5 protein-coding genes are annotated in these 7,545 nt (G+C 68.3%); 3 read left to right on the top strand and 2 right to left on the bottom strand.

Features of this window, described 5'->3' with window-relative positions:
• Positions 1–920: site-2 protease family protein (locus BFF77_RS27025; RefSeq protein ID WP_079125533.1), on the bottom strand; the 920-nt coding region annotated here is incomplete at its 3' end.
• 605 nt (positions 921–1,525) lie between these two features.
• On the opposite strand from BFF77_RS27025, the gene BFF77_RS27020 reads away from it, so the two are divergent.
• Positions 1,526–2,674: a magnesium and cobalt transport protein CorA gene (locus BFF77_RS27020; RefSeq protein ID WP_066954712.1), complete on the top strand. Its 1,149-nt coding sequence runs from the start codon at positions 1,526–1,528 to the stop codon at positions 2,672–2,674.
• 141 nt (positions 2,675–2,815) lie between these two features.
• On the opposite strand, the gene BFF77_RS27015 is transcribed toward BFF77_RS27020, so the two are convergent.
• Positions 2,816–3,808, bottom strand: coding sequence for a LacI family DNA-binding transcriptional regulator (locus BFF77_RS27015; protein ID WP_066954708.1), 993 nt, complete (start codon positions 3,806–3,808; stop codon positions 2,816–2,818).
• A 323-nt stretch (positions 3,809–4,131) separates the two neighbouring features.
• Here BFF77_RS27015 and BFF77_RS27010 point away from each other — a divergent pair, with 323 nt between their 5' ends.
• Entirely contained in the window at positions 4,132–5,853 is a 1,722-nt protein-coding gene (locus tag BFF77_RS27010) for a discoidin domain-containing protein (protein ID WP_066954705.1), read from the top strand.
• Between the two features lie 169 nt (positions 5,854–6,022).
• A complete protein-coding gene (locus BFF77_RS27005) occupies positions 6,023–7,393 on the top strand; it encodes a DUF1996 domain-containing protein (RefSeq protein WP_066954703.1) in 1,371 nt (456 codons plus the stop codon).
• Positions 7,394–7,545: the final 152 nt, after the last annotated feature.

The raw sequence follows: 7,545 nt of genomic DNA, 5'->3' as shown, positions 1-7,545 counted from the left end.
GCCGCGTCACCGCCGCCGCCCCCGCCACCTGCACCGCCCGCCGCGCCCGCCTCAGCCACCTCACCCGTCACCACCGGGAATGCCGAGTACCGGTAGCGGTACCGGGAGTCGGCGAGGAACCGCGCCACGGTCAGCCCCGTCGGCACGGTGACGGGATCCGGTGTCATGGCATGTCGTACGGGAACGCCGGAGAGGACGCTCCTCATCTGTGCCTCCCGGCCTTCCGCGGTGGCGGCCGCGATCAGGAACCAGCCGATCAGCGCGAGCCAGAGGCCGTCGAAGGCACGGGTCGCGATGAACAGGACGAACCCCGCCGCCACCAGCAGCCAGCCGAAGATCCGCCCGGCCGCGGTGGCGCCCGCCGTGGCCCGCAACCGGTCGCCCGTACGCCACCACAGCAGGGCCCGCAGCAGACGCCCGCCGTCCAGCGGGGCGGCGGGAATGGAGTTGAAGACGGCGAGGAGAACGTTGATGGCCGCCAGCCAGGCCGACGCCTCCACGATCAGCCGCGGAGCGTCCCCGACGAGGAGAAGCCATGTGCACAGCGTGAACAGACCGCCGAGCACGAGACTCACCAGCGGGCCGACACCGGCGATACGGAGTTCGGCGCCCGGATCCGACGCCTCCGACCTGAGCCGGGCCACACCGCCGAGCAGCCACAGGACGATGTCGTCGACCTGTACGCCGTTGCGCCGGGCGACGATGGCATGGGCGAGTTCGTGGGCGAGGAGCGAGACGAAGAAGAGGAGGGAGGTGACCAGTCCGGCGACCCAGTACAGCCCCACCGCGTGTCCTGGATACACCTGCGGGAAACGCCCCTCCGCCAGGCCCAGTGTGATGAGTACGAAGATGACCAGGACGCTCCAGTGGACCCCGATCCGGACCCCGGCGATCCGTCCCAGCGAGAATGTCGCCCGCACCGCGTTCTCCCTCTGTCAGTTGTGATCACCGCTCTGTCCGTTGTGGTCATCGTGGTCATCGCTGTGCGGGCACCGGCACCGTGAGCCACGCCGACGGGCACTCTCCCCCAGTCAACGACGCCGGACTTCAGGACGCCACTCCGAGCCCACCACCCCTTGCCGGGCCCCCAGGCGCGGACCCTCGGCAGGTCTCAGCCCCTCGGCCGCCTTCCGGCACCGTCGCCCCGCCGTCGCCCCCGCCGCCGGGCGGCCCCGGTGCGGTCCGGTGCGGTCCGGTGCGGTGCGGTCCGGCGGCCCCGTCGCGGGCCCCGCGGGTATAGCCTGCTCAGAGGCCTCGTCCTCCGCGTACCGAAAGGCAGGTGGGACCACGATGAGTGGTGAACCTCCCAGTCGCACGCCGTGGGACGCCGCCGGGACCGGGCTTTCCCAGTTCCCTTGTCCGAATCCTCGGGCCCTTGTCCGAATCCTCGGGCCGGGCTCTCGGGCCGGATCCGCAGGCGACGTCCGCGGCGTGTGACGCGCGCGTTCCCCACCGCCCTCTCCTTGTCCGCCCGCCGAGTTGCGTATTCCCGCCTGTAGAGGTTCCGCCTGTAGAGGATTCCGTCATGTCCGAGCGTCGTCTGCGTGCCCTGCGCCCGTTCAAGAAGCCGGCCAGGCGTCCCGCCGAGCCCGGCCCCACCGCCCTCGGGGAGCCGGGCGCACCGGCACCGGCCGAGGAGCCGCCGCCCCGTGGCAGCAGTGTGATCGCCGCCGCCATCTACCGCGACGGCTTCCGCTCTCACACGTACGACTCGCTCGCCGAGACCTTCCAGAAGCTCCGCGAGACCGACGGCGGCATGGCGTGGATCGGTCTGCACCGGCCGAGCGAGACCGAGCTGCTGTCCGTCGCCGAGGAGTTCGATCTGCACCCGCTCGCGGTCGAGGACGCGTTGGAGGCACACCAGCGACCCAAGCTGGAGCGCTACGGGGACACCCTGTTCGTCGTACTGCGCGCCGCCCGCTACCTGGACGATGCCGAAGAGGTCGACTTCGGCGAACTGCACATCTTCGTCGGACACGATTTCGTGATCACGGTACGCCATGGAGCCGCTCCGGACCTGGCCTCGGTACGCCGCCGTATGGAGGACACCCCGGACCTCCTCAAGCGCGGACCCGAAGCCGTCCTCTACGCGATCCTCGACGCGGCCGTCGACGGCTACGCGCCGGTGGTGGCCGGTGTGGAGAACGACGTCGACGAGATCGAGACCGAGGTCTTCAGCGGCGACCCGAAGGTGTCCCGCCGTATCTACGAACTCTCCCGCGAAGTGGTGGAGTTCCAGCGCGCCACCCGCCCTCTGACCAGGATCCTGGAAGGGCTGACCGCGGGTTTCGAGAAGTACGGCATCGACGAGGAACTCCGCCGCTATCTGCGCGATGTCGCCGACCACGCCACCCATGTCACCGAACGCGTCGACGGCTTCCGGCTGGCGCTTCAGGACATCCTCGCCGTCAACGCCACCCTCGTCACCCAGCAGCAGAACGAGGAGATGAGGCTCCTGGCGCGGGCCAGCCACGCGCAGAACGAGGAGATCAAGAAGATCTCCTCCTGGGCGGCGATCCTCTTCGCCCCGACCCTGGTCGGGACCATCTACGGCATGAACTTCAGACACATGCCGGAGTTGCACTGGGTACTCGGATACCCCTTCGCCATCGGCCTGATGGCGGTCGTCTGCACCAGTCTGTACGTCATCTTCAAGCGTCGGGACTGGCTCTGACCGATCCCTCCAGAGGCGCCAGCTCTACCAGCCGACGCCTCCGACCACAGGCGTCGTGGGCATCGTGGGCGTCTGCGAAGCGGCTGGGGTTGGTCCCGCACCTCGCGCCCTTTTGAGCAATTGAAGAGCGAGTTGTTCACATCAGGTCGATTCGCGGACCACAAGTTCGTTCGGCATGATCACCGGGTCTGTGGGGCCACCGTTGATGAGGCCGAGGAGCAAGTGGACGGCGGCGGTTGCCTGGTTGGCCATCGGGCTGCGCACCGAGGTGAGCGCGGGGGTGGTGTAGGACGCGGCTTCTATGTCGTCGAAGCCGACCACGGCCACGTCTTCCGGGACGCGCCGCCCTGCTTGGCGGAGGGTGCGCAGGGCTCCGATCGCCATCAGGTCGTTGGCCGCGAAGACGGCGTCGAGGTCGGGGTCGTCCTCCAGGAGCTGACGCATGGCTTCGGCGCCGGAGACCCTGGTGAAGTCGCCCAGGGCCACGATGGAACGGCGGCCTGTGTCGCGCAGCGTTCGGCGGTAGCCGTCAAGGCGTTCCCGGGCTTCGTGGAGTTCGAGTGGTCCGGTGATGGTGGCGATCCGGCGCCGGCCCCGTTCCAGCAGGTGGCATACGGCCAGCGCCGCCCCGCCGGTGTTGTCCAGGGCGACGTACGGGACGTCCTGTGCGGAGGTGCGGTTGAAGGAGACGAGGGGCAGGCCCTGACGGGCCAGCGCCGCCGGCAGTGGATCCGTGCCGTGCAGGGCAACGAGTAGTACACCGTCCACGTGCCCGCCGGCGACGTACTGCTCCACTCTGGTCCGGCTCTGGTCCGATTCCGCGAGCATGAGCACAAGTCGTTTGCCCGCGGCCTCCAGTTCGCGGCTGACCGCGCGCACAACGGCGGAGAACAGGGGATCGTCGGAGACGACTCCTTGAGGTGGGTCGGAGATGACCAGGGCGAGGGTGTCCGTGCGCCGCGTGACGAGATTGCGTGCCGCTCCGTTGGGCACGTAGCCGAGTTCGCGGACGGCGCGCATGACGACGTCCCGGATCTGCGGAGCAACGGTCGTCTCGCCGTTGATGACGCGGGAGACGCTCGATTTGGACACGCCCGCCCGGGCGGCGACCACTTCGAGAGTGGGGCGTTTCATGTCTGGCCGGCCCCCGTGCCGCCGCCCGGGTACGTGCGCGGTTTTCTCATCGAGGCGACCTCCGGCTCTGCGTCGTGGCAAGGACAGCAGCGTATCCGCAGGCGGGGCGGCATGAACTCGCCCAAGCCATCATCCACCTTTGCAGTTTATCGCAAGCGTTTGCCTTCGGCGGAGATACCTCGGGGATCGTTCCCCCACTGTCCGACAACCCTTCTGTCATCGATTTTTCTTAGTGGATAGGAGTCTTGACAGGTCCCTCCGCCCCCTCCATTCTCCCCTGAGGGAGCGCTCCCCCACCTCAAACCCCACTTGAGGAGTTGCATATGCAAACTCTCAGCAAGAGGTTCGTCCTATTTTGGGTGATAGCCGCCTCGTTATTCGCCCTCGTCGCATTACCCGCACCACCCGCCCAGGCAGCGGAGGTTCTGCTCTCGCAGGGCAAGCCCGCCACCGCCTCGAGCACCGAGGGAGCCTTCAACGCACCCGCCGCCGTCGACGGCGACTTGGGCACCCGGTGGTCCAGCGCGTTCGCCGATCCGCAGTGGATACAGATCGACCTCGGAGCCGAAACCCGCATCAGCCGCGTCGCGCTCAACTGGGAGGCCGCGTACGGCAAAGCGTTCCGGATCGAGGTGTCGAACAACGCACAGGACTGGACCCCCGTCCACGAGACCACCACGGCCACAGGGGGCGCCCAGAGCCTGGCCGTTGCCGGCACCGGCCGCTACGTACGGATGTACGGCACACAGCGCGGCACTGCGTACGGCTACTCGCTGTGGGAATTCCAGGTGTACGGCACCACCGGTTCCGGAGGGCCGGGCGATGCCGGCACGCTGCTCTCCTACGGCAGGACCGGCACGGCCTCCTCTTCCCAGAGCGACCAGAACTGCTGGCAGTGCACACCGGCCAGGGCGTTCGACCGCGACCCGGCGTCCCGCTGGGCGACCAGCTCCACCACCGGATGGACCGATCCGGGCTGGATCTCCGTCGATCTCGGCGCGACGGCCCAGATCGACAAAGTCGTCCTGCAGTGGGATCCGGCCTATGCCAAGTCGTTCCAGATCCAAGTCTCACCGAACGGGCAGGACTGGACCCCCATCTACTCGACGACGTCCGGCACAGGCTTCAAACAGACGCTCACCGTCTCCGGCACCGGCCGCTATGTGCGCATGTACGGCACGGAGCGTGCCACTCCGTACGGCTACTCACTGTGGGAGTTCCAGGTATACGGCAGCGGTGGCGCTCCGATACCGGCTCCGCCCTTGCCGAGCGACCCCGCGAACCCGCCGCGGCTGGTGTGGAGCGACGAGTTCGACGGTGCTGCGGGCAGCAGGCCCGACGCCTCGAAGTGGAGGGCCGATCCGGGGACGGGGCCGAACAACGAACTGGAGTACTACACCGATCACCGCAACGCCGCGCTGGACGGGACCGGACACCTGGTGATGGAGGCGCGCAAGGAGGCCACGGCCGGATCGTCGTGCCCGCGTGACCCCCTGAGCGGCAGCACCACGTGCCAGTACACCTCGGCGCGGATGAACACCGGCGCGACGTTCCAGTTCACGTACGGCCGGGTCGAAGCACGGATCAAGGTGCCCAAGGGCAACGGACTGTGGCCCGCGTTCTGGATGATGGGCGCCGACTTCCTGACCGGGCGGCCGTGGCCGTACAACGGCGAGATCGACATCGTGGAAGTCCTGGGCAAGGACGTGAAGACCGCGTATTCCACGGTCCACGCGCCCGCCTACAACGGCGGAGGCGGCATCGGCGCCCCCTACAAGCTGCCCGGGAACGCCGACTTCTCCGACGACTTCCACACCTGGACCGCCGACTGGAACAGCAAGGGCATCACCTACAGCCTCGACGGCCGGGTCGTCTTCTCTCTGGACAAGGACCAGGTGGAGCAGACCCGTGGACCGTGGATCTTCGACCACCCCCACTACATGATCCTCAACCTGGCGGTCGGAGGTGACTGGCCCGGCCCGACCGACTCAAGCACCCCGTTCCCGTCCAGGATGCTCGTCGATTACGTGCGGGTCTTCCAGTAAGCACGCGCGAACACCTCCAATCCCCCGGGCCGCGCCCGCCCGCTCCAGGGTGCGGCCCGGAGTCTTTGGATCACGCAGCAGGGGCACCCCGCTCCCGGCCCTCTGATCCTCGCTTGCCGCCGCGGTCGAAGGATCCGGCGTTTCATCCCGACAGTCCTGAGGAAGTGAGATGCGCAGATATCCCGCCCATCTGTACACACTGTTGGTAGGAGCACTGGTGGTCGCGCTGGCCGCCGCCGTGAGCCTGACCGTGTCGACCCAGGAGGCGCAGGCCGCCACAGTCACCGTCCAGGCGGAGTCCTACGCCGCCCAGTCCGGCGTCGGCCTGGAGGCGACTGCGGACTCCGGAGGAGGAGAAAACGCGGCGTTCCTCGCCGACGGCGACTGGATGCGCTTCGACAACGTCGACCTCGGTGCCGCCGGCCGGCTGACCGTCTCCGCCCGGATCGCCTCCGCCGTCGGCTCGGGCACCATCGAACTGCGTACCACCAGCGCGACCGGGCCGCTGCTCGCCGTCATACAGGTCGCGCCGACCGGCGGCTGGCAGAACTGGGTCACCCGCAGCACCGACGTCACCACCCACCCCACCGGTGCGCAGACCGTGTTCGCCGTACTGCGCAGCACTGCACCCGGTGACTTCGTCAACATCAACTGGTTCTCCTTCGTCGGCGGCGGAGACGGCCAGACGGCAGGTTGGGTCCCCGTCGACCAGGCCAAGTGGAACGCCCAAGTGGCGCAATTCCGTGCGATGACCCCGGCCCCCGTACCCGCCAACGTGGTCCGGGTTCCCGAGTTCAACGCCACCTGCGACTACAGCCACTCCAAGCCGGACGACCCCATCGTCCTGCCCGGACTCGCCGGCGCGTCCCACATGCACAGCTTCTTCGGCAACAAGAGCACCGACGCGTTCTCCACCACCCAGTCGCTGCTGAACAACAAGGCCACCACCTGCGCACCCGCCGAGGACCTCTCGGCGTACTGGATCCCGACCCTGTACGAGGGCAACAGGGCTGTCGAGCCCGAGAACATGATCGTCTACTACGGTTCCCGGCTGCCCGACCCCTCGGCGACACTGCCCTTCCCCGAGGGCTTCCGCATGATCGCGGGCGACGCCAGGGCGCAGACATCCACACCCGCGGGATCGCCGGGCCAGTACTGGTGCGCCGGCACGGGCGGCGAGATCGGCCGCAGCGCCGACGGCAACTGGCCGGTCTGTGCTCCGACCGCACACCTCACCCACCAGCTTGTCTTCCCCGACTGCTGGGACGGCAAGAACCTGGACAGCCCCGATCACAAGTCGCACGTCGCGTACACCTACGACGGCAAGTGCAGCGGCGCCTATCCCGTAGCCATCCCCAACCTCTCCTTCGTAGTCAGCTACCCCACCAACGGCAGCACGGCCGGCTTCCGGCTGGCCTCGGGCATGGCATCGTCCATCCACGGAGACTTCTTCAACGCGTGGGACAACGCCGCTCAGGGGCACCGCGTGAAGGACTGCATCACCCAGAAGGCCAAGTGCAATTCCGCGGGCACGTTCTGACCCTGCGTCTGGCATGTGCCACAGCCATGGCGCTGCTGGTGGTCGGCCGCACTACGCGGCCGACCACCGGCACTTCGCCACCCGCGTACGGCACCAGCCTCCGCTGGGAGCGCCCCGAAGCTGATCACTGCCGCCAACGAACGCGTTCCGGG

The organism is Streptomyces lushanensis (assembly GCF_001700515.1).
Taxonomy (GTDB): Bacteria; Actinomycetota; Actinomycetes; order Streptomycetales; family Streptomycetaceae; genus Streptomyces; species Streptomyces lushanensis.
Note: the sequence above shows the minus strand (reverse complement) of the source record. Positions and strands in the feature narration are given on the sequence as shown.

Coding starts and splice junctions, on each gene's coding strand:
- BFF77_RS27020 (WP_066954712.1), top strand. CDS start 1,526: ATGTCCGAGCGTCGTCTGCGTGCCCTGCGCCCGTTCAAGAAGCCGGCC.
- BFF77_RS27015 (WP_066954708.1), bottom strand. CDS start 3,808: ATGAAACGCCCCACTCTCGAAGTGGTCGCCGCCCGGGCGGGCGTGTCC.
- BFF77_RS27010 (WP_066954705.1), top strand. CDS start 4,132: ATGCAAACTCTCAGCAAGAGGTTCGTCCTATTTTGGGTGATAGCCGCC.
- BFF77_RS27005 (WP_066954703.1), top strand. CDS start 6,023: ATGCGCAGATATCCCGCCCATCTGTACACACTGTTGGTAGGAGCACTG.